Here is a 24,846-nt window from a genome sequence, read left to right as displayed (position 1 = left end):
TTCCCTGTTATTACATACTTTAGAGGCGATAATTTTATCCATGCAAAAAAAATATCCAACGAATTTTCTTGATCCGCTGGATATTTCAGAATATGACTCGAATAGCACGAAAGATTCGCGCGCTTACGCTATCGCCCCGCTTCCGGCTTCATCTGCTGGCGGACTTTTTTTCGCACTACGTTTACGCGGAGCCGCCTTTTTCTTATCAGCACTGCCACCACTGCCCGGAGCCACTATGCCGCGAAACTGCCGCACCGGCGTAAGTTTGGCTTGATCAATAAGCTGATATAGCGTCCCCACCAGCGGTTGCATAAAGTCCTGGTAGCGACACTGCTTTTCGCTGATTTGCGTCAGCACCGATTCCCAGTGCGCGGTCATGTCCGGTCGCGTCGCCATCTCTGGCAGCGAATGGAATAACGCTTTTCCAGCGTCGGTGGAGTGGATGTAGCGCCCTTTTTTGGTCAGGAAACCACGCTTGAACAACAGTTCAATAATCCCGGCTCGGGTCGCTTCTGTTCCCAGACCATCGGTCGCACGGAGGATCTTTTTCAGATCTTTATCCTGAACAAAGCGCGCGATCCCGGTCATCGCCGAAAGCAGTGTTGCATCGGTAAAATGGCGTGGCGGCTGGGTTTGTCGCTCTACCACTTCACCTTTTTCACACAGCAACTCATCGCCTTTCGCCACTACAGGCAGTGGTGTACCGTCGTTTTCTTCATCGCGCTCTTTGCTGCCTAACAGCGTGCGCCAGCCTGCTTCGGCAAGAAAACGGGCTTTAGCGACAAATTTGCCTTTGGCTATTTCCAGTTCGATAACACACTTGCGGAACACCGCATCCGGGCAGAACTGCATCAGGTATTGACGAGCAATCAGGTTATAGACCTTCGATTCGTTCTCCGTCAGGTTGATGGCAGAACTACGCGCGGTCGGGATAATGGCGTGGTGAGCATCGACCTTTTTGTCATCCCAGCAGCGGTTGCGTAAATTCGGGTCAACCACCGGCTGCGGCAATAGCCCCGGTGCATGAACGCTGATGGCATTCATCACCGCGTGGCGTCCGGCAAAATGTTCTTCTGGCAAATAACGACAATCGGAACGCGGATAAGTGATTAGCTTGTGCGTTTCGTATAGCTTCTGGCAGATATCAAGCACGTTCTGCGCACTCAGACCAAAGCGTTTTGCCGCTTCAATCTGCAACGCCGAAAGCGAAAACGGCAGCGGCGCGGATTCTGATTCCCGTTTATCGTTATAGCTGGTGACAATAGCCGGTTGACCGCTGATGCGGTTAACCACATGCTCCGCCAGCGGGCGATGCAATAAGCGCCCTTCTTCATCCTGGTACGGCTCGCACGCTTCGCTCGGCTGCCAGATGGCGGTAAATCGTTCATCGGCAGGCGTCACAATGTGCGCTTTGACTTCAAAGAAATCTTTTGCCACGAAGTTTTCTATTTCTTCATCGCGCCTCACCACCAGCCCAAGAACGGGAGTCTGTACGCGCCCAACGGAAAGCACACCCTGATAGCCAGCATTGCGACCGAGAATGGTATACGCGCGGGTCATATTGATACCGTACAACCAGTCGGCACGCGCTCGCGCCAGTGCAGAAACGCATAGCGGTACAAACTCGCTATTGGAGCGAAGACGATCGATCGCCCGCTCAACCGCCTGCGGGTTCAGGTCGTTGATCAAGCAACGCTGAACTTGCTGGCGCTTTTCCGGTGCCAGTTGCAGGTAGTCCAGCACTTCATCCACCAGCAATTGCCCTTCACGATCCGGGTCACCGGCATGAACAATTTCGCTGGCTTCATGCAGAAAGCGTTTAATGACGTTAAGTTGTTTGGTTACGGAGGGGCGCGGTTGCAGTTGCCACTTTTCCGGGACAATCGGCAAATCCGCCAGATTCCAGCGCGCATAGCGGCTGTCGTAGACGTCTGGCTGCGCCTGCTCAAGCAGGTGACCGATACACCAGGTCACCACCTGACCATTGCCGCACTCGATAAAGCCATCGCCTTTACGGTGCGGTTTGGGCAGGACATCAGCAATAGCGCGTGCCAGACTCGGTTTTTCGGCTATAAACAACCGCATTGAATTAACGGATCTCAACCATGGCACGACCGCCACGCGCAGGCACCAGCTCGCCAATCGCCGTCAGTTCAATGCCAAACTCGGCTGCGGTAGCTTTGACTTCATTTTCTGCTTCCGGCATCACCGCCAGCAGCAGACCACCAGAGGTTTGCGGATCGCACAACAGATCGCGTACTTCACGCGGCATTTCGCCCATCAAATGGCCGTAGCTGGCAAAGTTGCGTTCGGTGCCACCCGGCACAGCGCCCAGTTTAATGTACTCTTCCACGCCCGGCAGTTTCGGGATCGCTTCATAATCGACGCGAGCCTGCACGCCTGCCCCCTGACACATTTCGCTCAAGTGGCCCAGCAGACCAAAACCGGTGACGTCGGTCATCGCTTTTACGCCTTCAATGTTGGCAAATGACGCACCTGCGATATTCATCCGGCACATCACTTCCGTCGCCAGCCCCTGATGCTCTGGTTTGAGCAGTGATTTTTTCTCAGCCGTGGTAAGAACGCCAATTCCCAGCGGTTTCGTCAGGAACAGTTTGCATCCGGCTTGTGCGGTACTGTTTTTCTTCACTCGCTCGGTCGGTACGATCCCCGTCACCGCCAGACCAAAAATCGGCTCCGGCGCGTCGATGGAGTGACCGCCAGCCAGCGCAATACCCGCCTGACGACATGCATAGCGTCCACCTTCAGTCACTTCGCGGGCAATTTCCGGGGAAAGTTTGTTAATCGGCCAGCCGAGGATCGCAATGGCCATGATCGGTTTGCCGCCCATCGCGAAGATATCGCTGATAGCATTAGTCGCCGCAATGCGGCCAAAATCGAAAGGATTATCAACGATCGGCATAAAGAAATCGGTGGTGCTGATGACACTGGTGCCATTACCAAGATCGTATACTGCCGCATCGTCGCGGGTTTCGTTACCCACGAGCAAATTCGGATCAACAAACTTCGCCTGCTCGCTGTGCAGAATGGTTTCCAACACTTTTGGGGAAATTTTACAGCCGCAACCTGCTCCGTGGCTGTATTGGGTCAAACGAATCGAGTTCTCGCTCATGGACATCTCCTGTCAATGCAATCCGGGTATGGTAACCTTCATTCCGTGAAGTGATAAGTGAGAGTGTCTGAATTCCTGCGCCTTTGCTCATAATCCAGACAGTTTTGCGAAAATTATCAAAAATAAGTCACAAACGGCGTCGGATCCGGAACGTTAATCGACGTTGACGCTTTCAATTGCGGCGTGCCGAGATAGAGAAAGCCGACAATTTTATCCTGCTCCCGACAGCCGAACGCCTCGCGCACCACCGGACTTTCGGTTAACCCACCACTACGCCAGATGCCGCCAAAGCCCTGGGCAACCGCCGCCATTTGCATCGCCATAACCGCGCAACCCGCAGACATCTCCTGCTCCCAACGCGGAACTTTATGATTTTCTTCACATTTCGCCACCACGGTGATGATGAGCGGCGCACGGAACGGGGCATTACGGGCTTTGTCGATAGCTTTATCATCACTACCCGCAGCAATTGCACCCTGTTGCAGCACGGTACTGAAACGTTCGCGGCCTTCCCCTTCAATCACAAAAAAATGCCACGGTTGCATGGACTTATGGTCCGGTGCACGCATTCCGGCACGCAGGATATTTTGCAGTTGTTCGCCAGTCGGAGCAGGTTCAGCCAGGCGTGAGGCGCTGCGGCGGTTGATCAATAGTTCGAGTGCATCCATTTGATTAACTCCTGTCATGATGTTTATTCACAAAATTAACACGAGAGTGGATTTTGTTACAGCACAGTCCGCGATTCCTGCTGACAAGTGCCGGTTGGGTCATTACGATAACCACATCTATTGCACCTGCAACAGGTGTGACCTTTAGTCTGGGAGAATACATGCGAACCCTTTGGCGATTTATTGCCGGATTTTTTAAATGGACGTGGCGTCTGCTCAATTTTGTCCGTGAAATGGTACTTAACCTGTTCTTTATTTTCCTCGTGCTGGTTGGCGTGGGGATCTGGATGCAGGTCAGTAGTAGCGATACCAAAGAAACCGCCGGTCGTGGCGCATTACTGCTCGATATTTCAGGCGTGATCGTCGATAAGCCCGACAGTTCGCAGCGGTTTAGTAAGTTAAGCCGCCAGCTGCTTGGCGCCAGTTCCGATCGTCTGCAGGAAAATTCACTGTTTGATATCGTGAACACGATTCGCCAGGCTAAAGATGACCGGAATATCACCGGTATCGTGATGGATTTGAAAGATTTTGCGGGCGGCGACCAACCGTCTATGCAGTACATTGGCAAAGCCCTGAAAGAGTTTCGTGACAGCGGTAAACCGGTTTATGCCATTGGCGAGAACTACAGCCAGGGGCAATATTATCTCGCAAGTTTCGCCAACAAAATTTGGCTGTCCCCGCAAGGCGCGGTTGATCTGCACGGTTTTGCCACCAACGGTCTGTACTACAAATCGTTGCTGGATAAGCTGAAAGTTTCCACCCATGTGTTCCGCGTGGGTACGTATAAATCTGCCGTTGAACCGTTTATTCGTGATGATATGTCCCCGGCGGCTCGCGAAGCCGATAGCCGTTGGATTGGCGAACTGTGGCAAAACTATCTCAACACCGTTGCCGCTAACCGCCAGATCTCTGCCCAGCAGGTATTCCCTGGGGCGCAAGGGCTACTTGCTGGCTTAACCAAAACGGGTGGCGATACTGCGAAGTACGCGCTGGACAACAAACTGGTCGACGCGCTGGCAACGAATGCCGAAATTGAAAAAGCCCTGACCAAAGAGTTTGGCTGGAGCAAGGCTGATAAAAATTATCGCGCCATCAGTTATTACGATTACGCACTGAAAACTCCGGCAGATACCGGCGACAGCATCGGTGTCGTCTTCGCTAATGGCGCGATTATGGATGGCGAGGAAACTCAGGGGAATGTTGGCGGCGATACGACTGCGGCACAAATCCGTGACGCTCGCCTTGATCCGAAAGTGAAAGCGATCGTTCTGCGCGTAAACAGCCCTGGCGGAAGCGTAACGGCTTCTGAAGTGATTCGCTCTGAACTGGCAGCCGCCAGAGCCGCTGGCAAGCCTGTGGTTGTGTCAATGGGCGGTATGGCGGCATCCGGTGGTTACTGGATCTCCACGCCGGCCAATTACATTGTGGCTAACCCGAGCACCCTGACCGGTTCTATCGGTATCTTCGGCGTGATCACCACTGTAGAAAACAGCCTGGATTCGATTGGTGTACATACCGATGGCGTGTCTACATCACCATTGGCAGATGTTTCCATCACTAAATCACTGCCGCCAGAAGTGCAGCAGATGATGCAATTGAGCATTGAGAACGGCTATAAACGCTTTATCACGCTGGTTGCTGATTCGCGTAATTCGACGCCAGAGCAGATTGATAAAATCGCCCAGGGCCATGTCTGGACCGGTCAGGATGCAAAAGCGAATGGGCTGGTCGATAGTCTCGGTGATTTCGATGATGCAGTTGCCAAAGCGGCTGAACTGGCAAAACTGAAACAATGGCATCTGGAATATTACGTCGATGAACCGACCTTCTTCGACAAAGTGATGGACAACATGTCTGGTTCAGTACGGGCGATGCTGCCGGATACACTCCAGGCCATGCTGCCTGCGACGCTGGCCTCGGTCGCTTCAACCGTTAAAAGCGAAAGCGACAAGCTGGCAGCCTTTAACGATCCGCAAAATCGTTACGCGTTTTGCCTGACCTGCGCCAACGTGCGTTAATTCCTGCAAATATGTGGCCGATATGCTGTCGGCCACACTCCTGAACCGGACTGTCTTTCACTCCCTGTCTCCACTACATTCCCTTGCTCATTTAGCATCTGATATGGAGTCATCAGTGAATAAGGCACCCTCCTTAATTGCCGCTATTGTCCTCGGACTGGGGATCAGCGCCTGTGGTTATTTTGTTGGCGATGGTGTTAAACATCTAAAAACCAACAACCGTTATGTGAACGTGCGGGGGCTTTCAGAAAAAGAAGTTCGCGCAGATACGGCTGAGTTAACAATTGCTATCAACTTTAAGGGTAATGTTCCTGGCGAACTTTTCCCGAAACTTGAAGATGCGCAGAAAAAGATTGTTGCCGAATTCCACGCTCAGGGGATTAACGACAAAGAGATCAACGTGGGTCAATGGACAAGTAAGCGAACGGATGCCTTTTACCTCAAAGATGATCCGACGATGCCACGCTATAACGCTGACGGGTCTGTTACGATAAAAACGCATAACGTTGCTGCTGTCGAAAAAGTCGTCGCGAAACTAAACGACCTGCAAATCGCCACAGATGGCGCGATCGCTGATAGCAAAATCGCCTATCGCTTTAATGGTATTGGCGCAGTTCGCGCGGAGATGATTGCTGCCGCAACGAAAGATGCACGCAACGCAGCATTACAGTTTGCGACGGATTCAGGTAGTCAGGTGGGGTCCATTAGCGATGCGTCACAAGGCGTATTCCAGATCTTCGCCAGTGGCAGTGACGAAGATGATCCCTCGGCGATTAACAAAACGGTGCGTGTAGTCACGACCGTAACCTATGCGTTGCAGGATTAACCATTTTTCTCCGGCGGAACGCTAATCCCTCTGTTCCGCCGGGCTTTTCTCATATCCACAGAGTATCCAGGTGCGCTTGCCGCCCCTCACGTATATACTTTTGCTCTTTCGGTATCATTCATATCAATATCATGCAAAAGAAATCAATTTACGTTGCCTACACGGGCGGGACCATCGGGATGCAGCGTTCCGAGCAGGGATATATTCCGGTGTCGGGCCATCTACAACGCCAGCTGGCGCTGATGCCAGAGTTCCATCGCCCGGAGATGCCGGATTTCACCATTCATGAATACACGCCGCTGATGGATTCTTCTGATATGACGCCAGAGGACTGGCAGCATATTGCTGAAGATATTAAAGCGCACTATGACGACTATGATGGTTTTGTCATTCTGCACGGCACCGACACGATGGCGTATACCGCCTCTGCGCTGTCGTTCATGCTGGAGAACCTCGGAAAACCGGTTATTGTGACAGGGTCACAAATCCCATTAGCCGAGTTACGCTCTGACGGACAAATCAATTTGCTGAATGCGTTGTACGTTGCGGCGAACTATCCCATCAACGAAGTCACACTCTTTTTTAATAATCGCCTGTATCGCGGCAACCGCACCACCAAAGCCCATGCCGATGGTTTTGATGCCTTCGCGTCACCAAACCTTCCACCGTTACTGGAAGCGGGTATTCATATTCGCCGTTTAAATACACCGCCCGCCCCACACGGTACTGGTGAGCTGATCGTTCATCCGATTACACCACAGCCGATCGGCGTAGTGACGATTTATCCAGGGATTTCTGCTGACGTCGTACGTAACTTCCTGCGTCAACCGGTTAAGGCGTTGATTCTGCGCTCTTATGGCGTGGGTAATGCGCCGCAAAACAAAGCATTCCTGCAAGAATTACAAGAAGCCAGCGATCGCGGAATTGTGGTGGTTAACCTGACACAATGCATGTCCGGTAAAGTGAATATGGGCGGTTATGCCACCGGTAACGCCCTCGCCCATGCCGGTGTTATTGGCGGTGCGGATATGACCGTAGAAGCCACGCTAACCAAACTGCACTACCTGCTCAGCCAGGGACTGGATACCGAAACCATTCGCAAGGCCATGAGCCAAAACCTGCGCGGCGAACTGACGCCGGATGATTAAGGAGACTGTAATGCCCCAACGCGCTCTGTTACTGGTCGATTTACAAAATGATTTCTGCGCTGGCGGTGCGCTGGCTGTTGCCGAAGGCGATAGCACGGTTGATGTTGCTAATGCCCTGATAAGCTGGTGCAAAGCGCGCGGTGAAGCGGTCGTCGCTAGTCAGGACTGGCATCCGGCCAATCACGGCAGCTTCGCCAGCCAGCAAGGTGTAGAGCCTTATACACAGGGTCAGCTCGATGGCCTACCGCAAACCTTCTGGCCCGATCACTGTGTGCAACACAGCGAAGGTGCGGCGTTGCACCCTCTGCTGGCGCAAAAGTCGATTGATGCCGTGTTTCACAAAGGCGAAAATTCTTTAGTCGACAGTTACAGTGCCTTTTTTGATAACGGGCGGCGGCAGAAAACCGAGCTCGATGGTTGGTTGCGCGACCATGAAATCAATGAATTGATCGTTATGGGGCTGGCTACGGACTATTGCGTGAAGTTTACCGTCCTGGACGCATTACAGTTAGGTTATAAGGTGAACGTGATTACCGATGGCTGTCGTGGCGTGAATATCCAGCCGCAGGACAGTGCGCACGCGTTTATGGAGATGTCAGTTGCCGGAGCAACATTGTACACGCTGGCAGACTGGGAAGAGACGCAGGGATAAAATTAGTCAGATCCATCTCTGGCCTACAATTCCTTAATTACATCGTAGGCCAGATAAACACGCCAGCGTTGCATCTGGCAATTGACACAATCAGCGAAGATTCAATTCGCACCAGAAATTCGTTCCAGCGACACCTTCCGCGTTTCGATGCCAAAAATGGAGAGGACCAGCGCACATAACACCAACATGACACCAAGCACCATAAAGACCGTTATCGAACCATAATGTGTTAATAACGCCGCGACGCCATAAGGAGTGAAGACCGCGACGATTCGTCCTACTGCATTAACAAATCCCGAGCCGCGCAGGCGTAAATGGGTTGGCCAAAGTTCCGGGATATACACCGCAGACGCGAAACAAACATACATATAAAGAAAGAAGATCATTACCAGACCATAGCCTAAAATAGCCCATTCTGTAGTTTGTATCGAATATATATATCCCAACACAGCAATAATTATAAGCAAAGACGAGCCAAATAATCGGCGAGGAAAGTGATCAATAACTAACGCAGCAATGAATATTCCCACCGGAGCACCAATCATAATAACAGCGGTCATTAATATCGATTTATCAACATCAATACCAGAGTTAACAAATATGGTCGGTATCCATACGGTGATAGTATAAAGCGAAATATTCATTGCAATTAAAACCGTAATCGCGACTAACGTGCGCCGCAACATCTCGCCTTTAAATAGCAACCAAAAAGTACCACTGATTTCATGACTCCGACTTTCGCTTTGCCTCAAAGCAAGTGGTGGTAGATGAATACCCTTCTCTTTTTCGATTTGCTGCTCTACTTCACGAAGTTGTCTTTCTGCTCCCGGTAATTGTCCAATACCCGCCAGCCAACGAGGCGACTCAATAAAATATTTACCAGAAAGTAACCATGCTAATATTATCCCAACGCCGCCCAGTAGAAACATTATGCGCCAACTGAAGAAAGCGATAACGACAACGCCAATCGCCGCTGACAACATGGGCGACCAGTTGCCGACAAATGAGAGTCGCGCGGACCATTTTCCACGAACCAGAGCGGGAATAAACTCAGTAAATGAAGCATAGCCAACCATAATCAGCGCCCCCATTCCTGTCCCCATAAGGAAGCGAAAGAAGATGAGCCAGTACATATCAGGGACGAAAGAAGCGCCTGTCGCCGCAATACCGACAATCAGAAGGTTTATGCGGAATGCCCGGCGCCGTCCACAGTAATCACCAATGAATCCACCGGCAAGCGAACCGATGAAATAACCAAACATCAATGCCGACGTAAAAGCAGCATTGAGGAAATTATTTGACCATCCATTGCTTACCAGCTTTGCTAAAACAACATTGCCTGAATAACTTAAAAACCCCGTTAATAACAGACTAAAACTTATAATGCCAAATATACGATAATGAAACCGGGCCAAAGGCAAGCGGTCCAGTCTTGCGCCAATTTGATCATATTGTTCCATTTGGTGCCTCGAATTTTGCTAAAAAAGGTAGCAATTGCGGCAAATTTACTTGCCGCATTTTTATCATCATTTTATTTCACGGGCGCTGGAACAAATAACATTGACAACGTGTGTTTAAATTACCACACAAGCTGGATATTATTGTCTTTGCAAAACTCTTCCCATTCTGCACCCGGTGATTTATCAGTTATTATGTAATTAATATGACTAAAGTCAGCTAACTGAACAAAAGCTTTGCGATCAAACTTGGAGTGATCGACTAATAACGCAACTTCTGTCGCCTGGCGGATCATTGTCTTTTTGATTTCAGCTTCAGCTTCGTTCGAGTCCAGCGCGCCACTGTTAATATCAAGACCTTTACAACTCATTACCATAATATCGACATGATAACGACTGATGATCTCTTTAGTGATTCGTCCTTGCAGGGAAAGCGTGTTTTTGTTCAGTTCCCCACCGGTTGAAACAACTTTAATTTCTGACTGAGCCAGAACATGAATGGCTTCCGCCGAGTTTGTCAGCAACGTCAGGTCACTACGGTCCTGTAACAATTTGAGCAATTCCATAACGGTACTACTGGAATCGGCTGCCATCGTCGTTTTATTGTCGATAAAGGGTAATGCCTTGCGAGCAATAAGCTGCTTCTCTTCATAAAACGACGAAGCGCGCTTATAAAAATGAATATTTTCCGTCAGCATCGCTGTATTTAAAACAGCGCCACCATAAGTTCTGGTCAAAAAGCCTTCATCTTCCAGCTTCTCAAGATCGCGGCGAATGGTTTCTTCGGTTACCTGAAAAATCGAGCTCAAATTCGAAACCGTTACTTTTTTATCGTTGGCAACCATCTGTTTAATTGCCTGAATCCTGTCTTTTGCCGCCACGATTACACCCCTGTCTCTTTTACATCACATTAGCGCGATTATCGCATAAGCGATGTTTACTTTCAAAATAACCTGTTTGAATCACAGATTTTCATCACAGTTTTCAAAGAAACAGAGGTGGTTCGTGTGGAGTAGTTAACGCCCCAGGGCCTCTGCCATTCCCCTCATCAATATTGCATCAGCATCCGATAAGTTGATATTCAGTGCCGCCACGTTTTCGCGTACCTGTTCCGGCGCGGTTGCTCCACTAAGAATGGAGATTAAATCACTCTGTTTTAATATCCACGCCAGCGCCAGAGTAGGAATTGTGCACTGATAACGCGCACAAAGTGGCCGCCACTGTTCAAGCATATCAATCACTTTGAGCATATTTTCACGCTGGAACCAAACTTTATTTGCCCGTGCTCCGCCCGGAATATAATCGCGAGTGATGGTACCTGTCAGCAGTCCCTGCTCTAACGGTGAATAGACCTGAACCACAATGCCGTTATCCTGACATAGCGGCAGCAGTTCGTTTTCCATTGCCCGATCGAGGATGCTATATTTCGCCTGAATAATATCCAGCTCACCATATCGCAGATATTCGCGTATATGGTCAGCTTCGACATTAGCAGCGCCTATCGAACGAATCTTCCCCTCAGCCTTCAGTTCATTAAGTACTGCTACGGTTTCTGCAATCGGCGTAAAACAAGGCGGCACCGACTGCCAGTGCGTCATGTAAATATCGATGTAGTCAATGCCGAGACGTTGCAAGCTGGCATCGACTTCTTCGCGGATAGATTCAGGAGAGAGGTTTTTGTACAACTGACGAACGCCGACTTTGTTGAATAAACTGCCTTCTCGTTCCCAGACAATACCGCATTTCGTTTCGACGACAATTTGTTCGCGAGGCAATTGTTTTAACGCCTGCCCGACAATAACTTCACTATTGCCAAAGTTATATCCTGGCGCAGTATCAATCAGATTAATACCGCAACGATGAGCTTCAATAATTGTATCAATACAAATTTGCCGATCGAGATCGCCATTCCATGCAGGGCCACCGCCAATGGCCCATGTCCCCAACCCCATCCGAGAAAGCGTTATATCCGTTGTGCCTAAAGGTATCATTTTCATTTGCCTTCATTACCCTTCATATTCTTCCAGCAATTGTTCGACCAGCTTTCTGTTTTTCACACCGGTGGTGGCACCAACACTCAGTACCGATATAGCTGCCGTTGCATTGGCAAAGCGCGCGCATTCACGCAGCTCTTTACCTTCCAGCAGTGCCGCAATAAAACCTGAAGCAAAGTTATCGCCCGCGCCAATGGTGTCGATGGCCGTAATTCCCGCTACTGCGGGTACCGTCATCGTCATTTCACCACGCTTGATATAACAGCCGTTTTTACCCGTCTTAATTACTACCGTTTTTACACCGCACTCAAGAAAGCAGTCAGCAATTTCATCCAACGTATCTTTCCCTGTGAGTAATTTTGCCTCGGCAAAATTTGGAAACAGATAATCGACATAACTCAATGCTTCGCAAATATCATCCAGCGTTTCATTCAACCGCGGTTTGATCATATCGGCACAAATGATCATCTGCCGGGCTTTCGCTTGCGTAAAAATTTCTGTTAGCGCTTTACCATCCAATAGAGGACTGTTGAAAATACTGGCCAGTGATAATAATTTCGCCTGAGGAAACCGCGCAAAATCAACATCGTCAATATTCAATTTCCACAGACTGCCGTTACGGTTCGTGACAAACGTCCGCTCGCCATCCTCCGTCACCAGTCCAACGTTAATAGAGGTATCTATGCTGACATCCTGTTTCAGGCTTTGAATATCAATATTCTCTTTGCGACAATGGTCGAGAATAAATTGCCCTGCGGCATCTTTACCAATGCGGCTCATTAATGCGGTACGATGCCCCAGACGAGAAATAATTGTTGCTTCATTTATTGCATCGCCCCCGGTGGTCATTGCGATTCTTTCAAGAGGATAAGAATCTACATCAAAGATATTTTTACTGACCGGTTGTAATGGAATATCAACAATAGCGGCACCTATACAAATAACATCGAGATTATCCATATCATCATTCCGCTTTGCCATCAGAACCAAACAGTTTAATTTTTTCCAATGCCCGTTCTTTTACGGCTTTACGCACTTCACGCTCTAAATGCAGGAAAGGATGATCCTGGTTTTCTTTCACTGCCACCATTGCGGCCTGACACAGTTCCGTATGAATGTTGATTTTCGCGATACCCAACGAAATTGCAGTTTTAATGTCGGCATCACTGATCCCCGATGCGCCATGCAAAACCAGCGGAACAGAAACAGCATCGCGTACGCGTTTGACGACCTCAAAGTTCAATTGTGGCTCTGACGTATAAACCCCATGCTGGTTGCCGATGGCGACAGCCAATGAGTCACAGCCCGTACGTTCAACAAATTCAGCCGCCTGGTCAGGATCGGTATAGTGATAGCCCGCCAGCGCTTCCTCATAAACGGTTTCATTACCGACATGCCCTAATTCCGCCTCTACCGGAATACCCAGCGGATGAAAGAAATCAACAGCCTCTTTGGTTAAACGAATATTTTCTTCGAAATCAAACGCGGATGCATCGCGCATTAAGGAGTTCATTCCATGAGTCCAGGCGTTATGGATAATTTCCATACTCCGGCCATGATCCCAGTGGGTAATTACCGGTACCGTTGCTTTTTGTGCCATCGATACCATCATATGCGAGAAATCTTCGAATGAGGTATTTCCGACAAATCCCGTACCAAAGGAAATAATAACCGGTGATTTTGCTTCTTCTGCTGCGTCGATAACACCCATTAACATTTCAGCATTCCATACGTTAAAATGGGCAATTGCATAATGTTTATTGGTGGCATCGTTTTCCCAAAATCTGATATCTGCTAGCATATTCCGTTCTCCCGTAGTAATTAATCGCTAAGTTTAATAACGCCTTTAATAATGTCGCGTTTGTTGTTAACCGACTCTTCAAATGCCTGTTGTACATTCTGGTAATCGTAAATATGCGTTACCATCGATTTCACATCGAATCGCCCTGATGAAATAGCTTCAATCGTGACCGGATAACGGTTGGCATAGCGGAAAACCGTCTGGATGGTGACTTCCCGATTGATTTTGAGAAAGTTGATGGCCGAATCGCCGGGTACTGTGCCGACAATCATAATTTTTCCACCGCGCATCACCAGATAGGGAGCTTGTTTTACCGTTACCGCAGAACCCGCTGTTTCAAAAACAATATCTGCGCCCATGTCTTCGGTAAATTGCTGACAGCACGCAATAGTGTCTTGTTTAGCGCCATTGATGACCATTGCCGCGCCAAGCTGTTCCGCCATTGCCAGACGTTTTTCCAGCACATCGACCACGGCAATTTCCGTTGCCCCGAGGCACTTGCACGCTTGCAAAGTCATTAAACCAATACATCCCGCGCCCAGAATGACAATCTTTTTGCCAGGTTTAACATCTGCCAGCATGGCGGCGTGCATCCCGACCGCCGCAGGCTCCACCAGCGTCCCTTCCATCGTGTCCATGTTGTCAGGCAGTTTGTAAGTAAAGCTCTCCGGATGACACAGATAGTGCGTTAATGCACCACGGTAGTTCGGTTGCGTCGCCATAAAATCGACATCCGGGCAAATGTTGTATTTGCCTTCCAGGCAGTAACGGCAGTGGCCACAAGGAACGCCAGGTTCGATATTTACCCGATCCCCTGGTTTAAATTTACGCACACGGCTTCCCACAGCCACAATCGTCCCCGCACATTCATGGCCCAGGCCAATTTCCTGATTTGGGTCTTTAGGTGGAATAAACGGCCCTGATTCAAAACCATGTACATCTGAACCGCAAATACCGACATATTCCACTTTAATCAGCACTTCATCTTCTTTGGGTACGGGTATATCTGCAGCAATAATTTTCATGGTGCCAGGTACTTGTAATATTGCTTTTGAATTTTTCATTTCTCCCCCTAAAAATTATTTATTAGTCACAGCTTCAATACTTAGACTTTCAACCGAGACACCTTTGGTTTCAATTCCAATGGTGGCGATAGCAATTGCAACAATAATTGAAACAGCGCCAAGCAGGATAAATACCCCAGTAACACCATAGCTGCTTAGTAACACTGCGACGGCATAAGGTGCGGCAATACCACTGATCCGCCCTACTGCATTCGCCAGGCCCGAGCCACGCAATTTGGCTTCTGTCGGCCAGATTTCAGGTACATACACTGCCGAGGCATAGCAAACGTACATATAGACGAAAGTAATCAGGAAGAAACCAATCAACGTTATGAGCAACATACTGGTTTGCAGTGAATAGATATATCCGAGCACCGCAATCAGAATTAACAGCCCAACACCCATTGTTTTGCGCGGAATTTTATCCATCACCAGCATGGCAATAAAAATGCCAAACGGCGCGCCAAACATACTCATAGTATTTAAGACAATGGAGTCTTTTAAATTAATTCCCTGGGTCATGAATATCGTTGGCAACCAGTTAATTAACGTGTACTGCACAACGTTCATGGCAATAAGTACACAAGAGCCTAAAATAACGCGTCTCAGTAATACTCCCGTCAGTAAGGCAGAATAAGGCACCGCTTGTGGTGCTTTACCGTCATCAGCAATAACCACTGGTGGTAAGGGTTTACCCGTCTGGCGAATGACCCCTTCTTCAATGTTCCGCATGACTTGCTCTGCTTCCTGATACCGTCCGCGCGATTCCAGCCAGCGCGGTGATTCAGGAAAGTAACGCCAGGCCAGCGCGGTAGCGATAAGCGACAATATTGCGGGAATGAGCAGTTGTACTCGCCAGTTCCACTCGGCACTAATTAGCGGTGTAAGTCCCATCGCAATCAATGAACAGAGCGGATATGACCAGTTGCCAATAAATGAAACCCGACTGGACCACGTTCCACGATTTCTACCGGGCATATATTCGGTGAAGCCGGCAAACAGAGTAACCAGTAATGCCCCCAGCCCGACACCCATCACAAAGCGGCAGGCAATCAAGAAATCCATATTCGGCGAGAAAGCGCCAATAACCATAGCGACAATATGAATGGCCTCATAGAGGATGAACGCGTTTCTGCGTCCGGTTTTGTCTCCGATAATGCCGCCCACCAGCGCACCGAGAAACATTCCGGCGGTCGTAATTGCCGAGAATGTGGCGGTGGTGGAGTTATCTGTCCAGCCCAACGCTTTCAGCTGCGCGAGGATCAAGCCACCAACAGCATTACTCCAGCAGACAAGCAAGCCAAAAGCGACGACGGCAAACATTGATGAATGCCAGCGACAATCCGGTAAGCGATCCAGCCGGGCGCCGCAATGCGGTTTTGTTATCTGTTCCATGCGATAACGTTCCTTCAGGAGAGTAGTTATTCATCAAAGTCGTACGTCATAATCACTTTGATTGCGGTTTTATCGACCATCGCATCAAACCCTTCGCGCCATTGCGAAAGGCCGATACGATGCGTGATCATCGGTTTGACGTTGATAGCGCCGCTGGCTAATAGCCGGATAGCGTTACGCCAGGAGGTGGAGTCATAGGCCATATGCCCAATGATGCTTTTGTTCCATGCGGTAATATCGTTGATGGAGAAATCAAGAGGTTTGAAGCCCATTCCAACGCGTACCACTTCCCCATTCGGGCGCAGCATTTCGATGGCTTGTTTCAGTGCGATATTGGCACCGGAGCATTCAATCACCAGTCCGAGATTGTCTTTGCCACAAATTTGCTGGCAGCGCGCCACCACATCTTCGGTAGAACCATTTACTACTGCCGTCGCCCCCAGTTCTTTTGCAACCGGGAAGCGGACCGCTACATCTTCTTGCAGACCAACGACGACGATATTTACCGCCCCCATAATCCGCGCCATTTGTACAGAGAACAGCCCGAGCGGGCCAGTGCCAATGACAACCACATCCTGACCAGGAAGGAATTTCGATTGCTGCGCGATGGATTTGTAGGCATTACAGATAGGGTCAAGTACGGCTGCGTCCTCATAATCGACGCCTTCGGGAATTTCCCACAGCGCATGGCGATGAATTTTGAGGATTTCGCCAGGAACCAGACAATATTTGGAAAAGCCACCGCCCCAGGTATTGTTATCCAGACCAAGATTCACTTTTTCTGTACAACACAGAAAATCACCTTGTTCACAGGCAGGACAAACGCCGCAAACATGACCACTGTTATCAGAGACGACGCGCTGCCCCACTTTCCAGTCTTTGACTTTTTCGCCAACCTGCGCAATTCGGCCTGCAAATTCATGGCCACGAATCGAGTTAAACTCATCTGAATCGCTATCAACGTTGTAGTGTTTCATGTCTGCGCCACAGATAGCTGCGGCTTTAATTTCAATCACCACATCTTCCGGGCCACAAACGGGCCGTGGGACATCAATCATCTTGTAGCCGCCAAAGGCCTTGCCAAACCGAGCCAGTGCTTTCATTTCGTCATCCTCTGTGTTTTGTTTTGCTTAGATGACCATCATACTTACCCACATAATTTTTGAGGTCAACATTAAATCTTTAAAACACAGATAATGATCTGCGATTTACAACTTAGATCACAAATACGCAGAAAACCTGAGAACGGGTTACAGATTGATGGAAGGCGGTACGCAAAAGAGGGAAATTCAGCAGTGATCCCTCTTAACGAAAGAAAGGATTCAGGGATGAAAAATTCAGGGAGTTAATACAGACGAGAAGCTCCGGAAAGGTTTAAAGCTACAAACGAAATCAACGAAGGGTTGGACAATTAATTTCAGGCAATCCCCTTTATTAATTACCGGTAAAGGGGATAACTCCATCACTTAAACATAGCAATTGGCTTCGCCGTAATACCAAAATCTTCTTTCAGCTGCTGCTTGCTCTTCATCACCATCTGACCATTGGTGTCGATGGTCATATGCTGCGCGTCGGTATTGTTTTGGGCTTGCCACAGCATGACCAGTTGCAGGCAGTTCTCTTTTTGTTGTTCGGTCAGCGCAACGCCATCTGGCCATTTTCCCAGTTCAACAGCGGTCGATAAACGCTGGTAAACCTCAGGCGTCATGCTGTTGATCATTTCATCAAGATTCATGATTTTTCCGCTCCTGTGGAATAAGTTGCTGAATCGTTTTTTCAACCGTTGATTTCTTCGCCATTTTCACCATCAGTGAAACGTAAAGAGGCTGAGTTAACACAATAACGTTCGCCTGTGGGTTGCGGCCCATCAGGAAAGACATGTCCAAGATGGGCATCACAGTTACCGCAACGAATCTCGATGCGTTGCATTCCATGTGACAAGTCTTTGATATAACGAATTGAATCTTCACTCACCGGTTCGTAGAAGCTCGGCCAGCCACAACCTGAATCATATTTAGACTGGGAGTGAAACAGAGGGGCATCGCAGATCAAACAGTGGTAAACGCCGTCACGCTTATTGTGCAGTAAACGGCCAGTAAATGGCGGCTCCGTCCCGTGATTCTGTGTCACGTAAAACTGCATCTCGGACAATTTGTTTTTCAGTTCGTCTGCCGAAGGTTTGTTAGCCATTTGCTCACATCTCACTTTAATCACGCTCACATTACGCGACCAATTCTAACAAAACATTAACACCAACTGGCAAAAATTTGTCCTAAACTTGATCTCAGCGAAATGGCAGCGCCTGAATCGTGATGAAAATCACATTTTTATCATAATTGCCCTTTAAAATTCCCGGCGCCGCCCTCATGTGGTTTCAGGCACAAAGGAAGAGTGAGGCAAGTCAGTCGCGTAATGCTTAGGCAGAGGATTGATTTGTCGCAATGATTGACACGATTCCGCTTGACGCTGCGTAAGGTTTTTGTAATTTTACAGGCAACCTTTTATTCACTAACAAATAGCTGGTGGAATATATGACTATCAAAGTAGGTATCAACGGTTTTGGCCGTATCGGTCGCATTGTTTTCCGTGCTGCTCAGAAACGTTCTGACATCGAGATCGTTGCAATCAACGACCTGTTAGACGCTGATTACATGGCATACATGCTGAAATATGACTCCACTCACGGCCGTTTCGACGGTACCGTTGAAGTGAAAGACGGTCATCTGATCGTTAACGGTAAAAAAATCCGTGTTACCGCTGAACGTGATCCGGCTAACCTGAAATGGGACGAAGTTGGTGTTGACGTTGTCGCTGAAGCAACTGGTCTGTTCCTGACTGACGAAACTGCTCGTAAACACATCACCGCTGGTGCGAAAAAAGTGGTTATGACTGGTCCGTCTAAAGACAACACTCCTATGTTCGTTAAAGGCGCTAACTTCGACAAATATGCTGGCCAGGACATCGTTTCCAACGCTTCCTGCACCACCAACTGCCTGGCTCCGCTGGCTAAAGTTATCAACGATAACTTCGGCATCATCGAAGGTCTGATGACCACCGTTCACGCTACCACCGCTACTCAGAAAACCGTTGACGGCCCGTCTCACAAAGACTGGCGCGGCGGCCGTGGCGCTTCTCAGAACATCATCCCGTCCTCTACCGGTGCTGCTAAAGCTGTAGGTAAAGTACTGCCAGAACTGAATGGCAAACTGACTGGTATGGCGTTCCGCGTTCCGACCCCGAACGTATCCGTAGTTGACCTGACCGTTCGTCTGGAAAAAGCTGCAACTTACGAGCAGATCAAAGCTGCCGTTAAAGCTGCTGCTGAAGGCGAAATGAAAGGCGTTCTGGGCTACACCGAAGATGACGTAGTATCTACCGATTTCAACGGCGAAGTTTGCACTTCCGTGTTCGATGCTAAAGCTGGTATCGCTCTGAACGACAACTTCGTGAAACTGGTATCCTGGTACGACAACGAAACCGGTTACTCCAACAAAGTTCTGGACCTGATCGCTCACATCTCCAAATAAGTTGAGATGATACTGTGATCTATAAAGAGCGACTTCGGTCGCTCTTTTTTTTACCTGATGAAATGAAGTTAAAGGACTGCGTCATGATTAAGAAAATTTTTGCCCTTCCGGTCATCGAACAAATTACCCCTGTCCTCTCCCGTCGTAAACTGGATGAACTGGACCTTATTGTGGTCGATCATCCCCAGGTAAAAGCCTCTTTTGCATTACAGGGCGCTCATCTTCTCTCGTGGAAACCTGCGGGTGAGGAAGAAGTTCTGTGGTTGAGCAACAATACCCCGTTTAAAAATGGTGTCGCCATTCGCGGTGGCGTACCGGTTTGCTGGCCGTGGTTTGGTCCGGCTGCACAACAAGGTCTGCCTGCGCACGGTTTTGCCCGTAACCTGCCGTGGACGCTGAAATCACATCGTGAAGATGCCGATGGCGTGGCGCTGACTTTCGAATTGACACAAAGCGAAGAGACGAAAAAATTCTGGCCGCACGACTTTACGCTGTTAGCGCATTTCCGCGTGGGTAAAACCTGTGAAATCGATCTTGAATCACATGGCGAATTTGAAACCACCTCTGCCCTACATACCTACTTTAACGTGGGTGATATTGCTAAGGTAAGCGTCAGCGGACTGGGCGATCGCTTCATTGATAAAGTAAATGACGCGAAAGAAGATGTACTGACCGACGGTATTCAGACCTTCCCTGACCGTACCGATCGCGTGTATCTGAATGCGCAGGATTGCAGTGTGATTAATGACGAGGCGTTGAATCGTATTGTCACCGTAGACCACCAGCATCATCTGAACGTCGTTGGCTGGAACCCAGGATCGGCGCTTTCAGTCAGCATGGGCGATATGCCGGATGATGGCTACAAAACATTTGTTTGTGTAGAAACAGCTTACGCCTCAGAAACTCAAAAAGTCACCAAAGAGAAACCTTCACATCTGGCGCAATCCATTCGCGTTACCAAACGTTAATTTGCGTGAGTTACTGTGCCGGATGCATGCATCCGGCCTTGCAGCAAATCACACCATATCCAGCGCAGTTTTTCCTTTTGGTGCCGGGTACGCTTTTTCCAGCATCGCCAGTTCTTCCCCTGAAAGCGTCAATTCCAACACTGCCGCATTTTGTTGGACATGTGCGACAGTTGCCGCTTTCGGAATCGCCATCACGCCCTGATGGCTGATCACCCACGCCAGCAAAACTTGCGCGGCAGTGGCATTGTGAGCATGAGCTATTTCGTTGACCACTGCGTTTTTTAGCAAGCCATTACGTAAGCGCCCGGCCTGCGCCAACGGACTGTATGCCATCACTGGCATATGTTGTTGCTGACACCAGGGTAGCAGATCATATTCAATACCGCGCGAACCGAGATGATAAAGCACCTGATTGGTAGCGCACTGATTTCCCCCTGGCACCTGCCAGAGTTCCTGCATGTCGGTATAATCAAGATTAGAAACGCCCCAGCGACGAATTTTGCCCTGGGCGATCAGTTTTTCCATTGCCGCAACAGTCTCTTCAAAAGCGAAACTGCCAGACCAGTGCAATAAGTAGAGATCGAGATAATCGGTATTGAGACGACGTAAACTGGCTTCGCAAGCGTTAATGGCTTTTTGCCCGCCAGCATTCCACGGATAGACTTTGGAGACGAGGAAAACCTTATCACGCAGGCCGGATAATGCTTCACCAACCACCTTTTCGGCACCGCCATCGGCATACATTTCGGCGGTATCAATGAGAGTTAAACCAAGATCAATGCCCGCACGCAGTGCATCAACTTCGGTTTTACGCTGGCTGACCTCTTCGCCCATATACCATGTTCCCTGCCCTATGGCTGGCAGTGAGACATCGCCACTAAATTGAATCGTTTTCTGTTGCATCGCTTCCTCCCAGTTTTTGCACCACCGTAATGCAAAACAGGGCATTACGCCCTGTTTTTATGCACAAAATGCCCTGGAAAAATGCATTATCAGAATTTGTAGGTGATCCCGGTAGAAATCAGGCCAGTCCAGGATTTATCCACCATCGGGCTGTCAGTAACTTCGTCAGACAGGCGGGTATAGCGCGCGGAGCCATAAACGTTCCAGTCGCCGAGGAAGTTGTAGCTGGCACTCAGCTCCAGATACGGGCTCCAGCTGTCATTCGGGTTATAGCCACGCAGACCGCTGCGAGCGGACTCTTTACGCGATACGCCATAATAGTATTCGTTATGGTTTTCGCTGTTCCACTGAACACCGATACCCGGGGTCAGAGTCAGACCACCATTGGTGTAACGGTATAACCAGGCAGTATCCCAGACAATGCCGTTGCTGTTATCCAGGGTGTCACCAGCCAGGGTGGTACGCAGGTAACCATACTGGGTAAAGTGAGCGTAAGACAGACCAGCCATCATGGTGCTCTTACGGTCATCCAGGTGACGCATTTGGTGATCGCCACTGTCTTTGGCTTTGAAGTAGAGCGGCGACCAGTAAGCGGTAATTGAGAGTTTATCCGTTGCATCATTCCACAGGTAGTAACCACCACCTAAGCCACGGAACCAGAAGTTATCGCCTTCGTAGTTGATTACCGGTACTGGGTAAACATCGGTATCGTAATCTTTATAAGGGTGTTCAACGACACCTACGCCTGCGCCCAGGGAAAAATTACCTTCAGCGTGTGCTACGCCTGCAGACGTTGCGATAAGCACTCCAAGTGCCAGAAGTTTGAGTTTGGTCACAATTAATTATTCCTTAAACAAATGTTTAGCGGGCGACAAAGTTTACCCGTCAATACAACGAAACCCAAACTTTTTGCGTTTTCATTTCAAAAGGTAACTGTTTAATTTTCCTGACGCTGATGACGCCGTGCTTACAGCTGAATGAATTCTGCGTTTCTGGCGGCATTATTCTTTACATTAGTTATGCAATTTTTATGGATGAGTTGTTGATATGCCATTGAAATTCAGAAAGCCGTGCAGGCAAGTTTCTCAATTGCCATCTACGCTTAATTTTGAAGGTGTATCACCGGGCACGTTGTTCTCATGGTCGGCAGGATGGCATGAGAGTTGCTGTGTTTTAGCAAGAGACGTCGTTCAGTTTACCTCTTCCGGGAGCCTCTACTATTCATATGAACGGCTCTTAACCTGTGCTAAAAAACGAAAGGACGGCATACCATGAATATATTCGATCACTATCGCCAGCGATATGAAGCTGCCAAGGACGAAGAGTTCACACTGCAGGAGTTTCTTACCATTTGTCGGCAAGATCGCAGTGCTTATGCCAACGCGGCAGAGCGGCTATTGATGGCTATTGGTGAGCCTGTCATGGTCGATACAGCCCAGGAGCCCAGACTTTCTCGACTCTTTTCTAACCGGGTCATCGCACGTTATCCGGCATTTGAAGAGTTTTACGGCATGGAAGACGCGATTGAACAGATTGTCTCTTATCTGAAACACGCGGCTCAGGGGCTGGAAGAGAAGAAACAAATCCTGTATCTGCTGGGGCCTGTGGGTGGGGGTAAGTCGTCACTTGCTGAACGACTGAAATCATTAATGCAACGCGTGCCTATTTATGTATTGAGCGCCAACGGTGAGCGAAGCCCGGTTAACGATCATCCGTTCTGTCTGTTCAATCCACAGGAAGATGCGCAGATCCTTGAAAAAGAGTACGGCATTCCACGCCGCTACCTTGGCACCATTATGTCGCCGTGGGCGGCAAAACGTCTGCATGAATTTGGTGGCGACATCACTAAATTCCGCGTGGTCAAAGTGTGGCCGTCTATTCTGCAACAGATTGCCATTGCCAAAACGGAACCGGGCGATGAGAACAACCAGGATATTTCCGCGCTGGTGGGGAAAGTGGATATTCGTAAACTCGAACACCACGCCCAGAACGATCCGGATGCCTACGGCTATTCCGGTGCGCTGTGCCGCGCCAACCAGGGGATCATGGAATTTGTTGAGATGTTCAAAGCACCGATTAAAGTGCTGCATCCCCTGTTAACCGCTACTCAGGAAGGTAACTACAACGGGACGGAAGGTATCTCCGCCCTGCCGTTCAACGGGATTATTCTCGCCCACTCGAACGAATCTGAATGGGTGACTTTCCGTAATAATAAAAACAACGAAGCTTTCCTCGACCGTGTCTATATCGTGAAGGTGCCGTATTGCTTGCGTATTTCCGAAGAGATCAAAATCTACGAGAAATTACTTAATCATAGTGAATTGACCCACGCGCCATGCGCGCCAGGCACGCTGGAAACATTGTCACGTTTTTCCATTCTTTCGCGCCTGAAAGAGCCAGAAAACTCCAGCATTTATTCGAAGATGCGCGTTTATGATGGCGAAAGCCTGAAAGATACCGATCCGAAAGCCAAGTCATATCAGGAATATCGTGATTACGCGGGCGTCGATGAAGGGATGAACGGTCTGTCTACGCGTTTCGCGTTTAAGATCCTCTCCCGCGTGTTCAACTTCGATCACGTGGAAGTGGCGGCTAACCCGGTTCATCTGTTCTACGTTCTTGAACAGCAGATTGAACGCGAGCAGTTCCCGCAAGAGCAGGCCGAACGCTATCTGGAGTTCCTGAAAGGTTATCTGATCCCGAAATATGCCGAGTTTATCGGCAAAGAGATCCAGACGGCCTACCTTGAATCCTATTCTGAATATGGGCAGAACATTTTCGACCGTTATGTCACTTATGCGGATTTCTGGATTCAGGATCAGGAGTATCGCGACCCGGATACTGGTCAATTGTTTGATCGCGAGTCGCTGAACGCCGAGCTGGAGAAAATAGAAAAACCGGCGGGGATTAGCAATCCGAAAGATTTCCGTAACGAGATCGTCAACTTTGTACTGCGTGCCAGAGCGAATAACAGCGGACGCAATCCGAACTGGACCAGTTACGAAAAACTGCGCACGGTCATTGAGAAGAAAATGTTCTCCAATACCGAAGAGTTGTTGCCGGTCATTTCGTTTAACGCCAAAACCTCAACCGACGAGCAGAAGAAACACGACGATTTTGTCGACCGTATGATGGAAAAAGGCTACACCCGTAAACAGGTGCGTTTACTGTGCGAATGGTATTTGCGCGTACGTAAATCGTCTTAACAACTACGGCCCGGTGCGCATGCGCCGGGCCTACAACGACAGCGAACCGTGGGCCAGACAGGCGGCAACACAGGCGTAGCATACAG

Annotated in this window: 22 protein-coding genes; 7 read left to right on the top strand and 15 right to left on the bottom strand. The window is 49.1% G+C overall.

Annotated elements, in window-relative coordinates:
* Positions 1-123: 123 nt before the first annotated feature.
* The 3 genes from topB to D9736_RS03480 all read right to left on the bottom strand — a co-directional run bounded on the left by topB (position 124) and on the right by D9736_RS03480 (position 3,801).
* On the bottom strand, positions 124-2,085 hold the full coding sequence (gene topB / locus D9736_RS03490; RefSeq protein WP_130257700.1) for a DNA topoisomerase III: 1,962 nt from the start codon (positions 2,083-2,085) through the stop codon (positions 124-126).
* 4 nt (positions 2,086-2,089) lie between these two features.
* Complete coding sequence (gene selD / locus D9736_RS03485) at positions 2,090-3,133, bottom strand: selenide, water dikinase SelD (RefSeq protein WP_001295485.1); 1,044 nt, start codon at positions 3,131-3,133, stop codon at positions 2,090-2,092.
* Between the two features lie 116 nt (positions 3,134-3,249).
* Positions 3,250-3,801: an NAD(P)H nitroreductase gene (locus tag D9736_RS03480; RefSeq protein WP_130218825.1), complete on the bottom strand. Its 552-nt coding sequence runs from the start codon at positions 3,799-3,801 to the stop codon at positions 3,250-3,252.
* Between the two features lie 161 nt (positions 3,802-3,962).
* Between D9736_RS03480 and sppA the strand changes: the two genes are divergently transcribed.
* From sppA to pncA, 4 genes are all read left to right on the top strand, one after another.
* Positions 3,963-5,819: a signal peptide peptidase SppA gene (gene sppA / locus D9736_RS03475; protein ID WP_130257699.1), complete on the top strand. Its 1,857-nt coding sequence runs from the start codon at positions 3,963-3,965 to the stop codon at positions 5,817-5,819.
* Between the two features lie 115 nt (positions 5,820-5,934).
* Positions 5,935-6,645 carry an SIMPL domain-containing protein gene (locus D9736_RS03470; protein ID WP_130208358.1) on the top strand — a complete coding sequence of 237 codons (711 nt, stop codon included), beginning with the start codon at positions 5,935-5,937 and terminating at the stop codon, positions 6,643-6,645.
* A gap of 131 nt (positions 6,646-6,776) precedes the next feature.
* The gene (gene ansA, locus D9736_RS03465; RefSeq protein ID WP_130218819.1) at positions 6,777-7,793 is read left to right on the top strand and encodes an asparaginase; all 1,017 of its coding nucleotides are present in this window, start codon (positions 6,777-6,779) and stop codon (positions 7,791-7,793) included.
* Between the two features lie 10 nt (positions 7,794-7,803).
* Positions 7,804-8,445, top strand: a complete 642-nt coding sequence (pncA, locus tag D9736_RS03460; protein WP_130218817.1) for a bifunctional nicotinamidase/pyrazinamidase — start codon at positions 7,804-7,806, stop codon at positions 8,443-8,445.
* Between the two features lie 101 nt (positions 8,446-8,546).
* Here pncA and D9736_RS03455 read toward each other — a convergent pair whose 3' ends face one another.
* From D9736_RS03455 to msrB, 10 genes are all read right to left on the bottom strand, one after another.
* Positions 8,547-9,905, bottom strand: a complete 1,359-nt coding sequence (locus tag D9736_RS03455; protein ID WP_130257698.1) for an MFS transporter — start codon at positions 9,903-9,905, stop codon at positions 8,547-8,549.
* A gap of 119 nt (positions 9,906-10,024) precedes the next feature.
* Positions 10,025-10,783 carry a DeoR/GlpR family DNA-binding transcription regulator gene (locus tag D9736_RS03450; protein ID WP_130257697.1) on the bottom strand — a complete coding sequence of 253 codons (759 nt, stop codon included), beginning with the start codon at positions 10,781-10,783 and terminating at the stop codon, positions 10,025-10,027.
* A gap of 135 nt (positions 10,784-10,918) precedes the next feature.
* Positions 10,919-11,899, bottom strand: coding sequence for an NADH-dependent methylglyoxal reductase (gene ydjG, locus D9736_RS03445; RefSeq protein ID WP_130257696.1), 981 nt, complete (start codon positions 11,897-11,899; stop codon positions 10,919-10,921).
* 9 nt (positions 11,900-11,908) lie between these two features.
* Entirely contained in the window at positions 11,909-12,856 is a 948-nt protein-coding gene (locus tag D9736_RS03440; protein WP_130257695.1) for a sugar kinase, read from the bottom strand.
* A 4-nt stretch (positions 12,857-12,860) separates the two neighbouring features.
* On the bottom strand, positions 12,861-13,697 hold the full coding sequence (locus D9736_RS03435; protein ID WP_130218807.1) for a ketose-bisphosphate aldolase: 837 nt from the start codon (positions 13,695-13,697) through the stop codon (positions 12,861-12,863).
* 20 nt (positions 13,698-13,717) lie between these two features.
* Positions 13,718-14,761, bottom strand: a complete 1,044-nt coding sequence (locus D9736_RS03430; RefSeq protein WP_130257694.1) for an NAD(P)-dependent alcohol dehydrogenase — start codon at positions 14,759-14,761, stop codon at positions 13,718-13,720.
* Between the two features lie 15 nt (positions 14,762-14,776).
* Positions 14,777-16,156 carry an MFS transporter gene (locus D9736_RS03425; RefSeq protein WP_130257693.1) on the bottom strand — a complete coding sequence of 460 codons (1,380 nt, stop codon included), beginning with the start codon at positions 16,154-16,156 and terminating at the stop codon, positions 14,777-14,779.
* 26 nt (positions 16,157-16,182) lie between these two features.
* Positions 16,183-17,259: a zinc-binding dehydrogenase gene (locus tag D9736_RS03420; RefSeq protein WP_130257692.1), complete on the bottom strand. Its 1,077-nt coding sequence runs from the start codon at positions 17,257-17,259 to the stop codon at positions 16,183-16,185.
* 359 nt (positions 17,260-17,618) lie between these two features.
* Entirely contained in the window at positions 17,619-17,891 is a 273-nt protein-coding gene (locus D9736_RS03415) for a YeaC family protein (protein WP_130223463.1), read from the bottom strand.
* Positions 17,892-17,932: 41 nt separating this feature from the next.
* On the bottom strand, positions 17,933-18,346 hold the full coding sequence (gene msrB / locus D9736_RS03410; RefSeq protein ID WP_130218799.1) for a peptide-methionine (R)-S-oxide reductase MsrB: 414 nt from the start codon (positions 18,344-18,346) through the stop codon (positions 17,933-17,935).
* Positions 18,347-18,687: 341 nt separating this feature from the next.
* Here msrB and gapA point away from each other — a divergent pair, with 341 nt between their 5' ends.
* Both gapA and D9736_RS03400 read left to right on the top strand, forming a co-directional pair.
* Positions 18,688-19,683, top strand: a complete 996-nt coding sequence (gene gapA / locus D9736_RS03405) for a glyceraldehyde-3-phosphate dehydrogenase (RefSeq protein WP_000153502.1) — start codon at positions 18,688-18,690, stop codon at positions 19,681-19,683.
* Between the two features lie 83 nt (positions 19,684-19,766).
* Positions 19,767-20,651, top strand: a complete 885-nt coding sequence (locus D9736_RS03400) for a D-hexose-6-phosphate mutarotase (RefSeq protein ID WP_130257691.1) — start codon at positions 19,767-19,769, stop codon at positions 20,649-20,651.
* 48 nt (positions 20,652-20,699) lie between these two features.
* Here the strand turns inward: D9736_RS03400 and D9736_RS03395 are convergent, their stop codons facing one another.
* Complete coding sequence (locus D9736_RS03395; protein ID WP_130257690.1) at positions 20,700-21,554, bottom strand: aldo/keto reductase; 855 nt, start codon at positions 21,552-21,554, stop codon at positions 20,700-20,702.
* Positions 21,555-21,643: 89 nt separating this feature from the next.
* Positions 21,644-22,390 (bottom strand): scaffolding protein MipA, encoded by a 747-nt coding sequence (gene mipA / locus D9736_RS03390; protein ID WP_130257689.1) that lies wholly within the window; start codon positions 22,388-22,390, stop codon positions 21,644-21,646.
* Positions 22,391-22,825: 435 nt separating this feature from the next.
* Here mipA and yeaG point away from each other — a divergent pair, with 435 nt between their 5' ends.
* The gene (gene yeaG, locus D9736_RS03385) at positions 22,826-24,760 is read left to right on the top strand and encodes a protein kinase YeaG (RefSeq protein ID WP_064529211.1); all 1,935 of its coding nucleotides are present in this window, start codon (positions 22,826-22,828) and stop codon (positions 24,758-24,760) included.
* The last annotated feature ends 86 nt before the right edge of the window (positions 24,761-24,846 follow it).

This window comes from Escherichia sp. E10V10, assembly GCF_004211985.1.
Taxonomy (GTDB): domain Bacteria; phylum Pseudomonadota; class Gammaproteobacteria; order Enterobacterales; family Enterobacteriaceae; genus Escherichia.
This window is presented reverse-complemented; position numbering and strand designations above follow the sequence as displayed.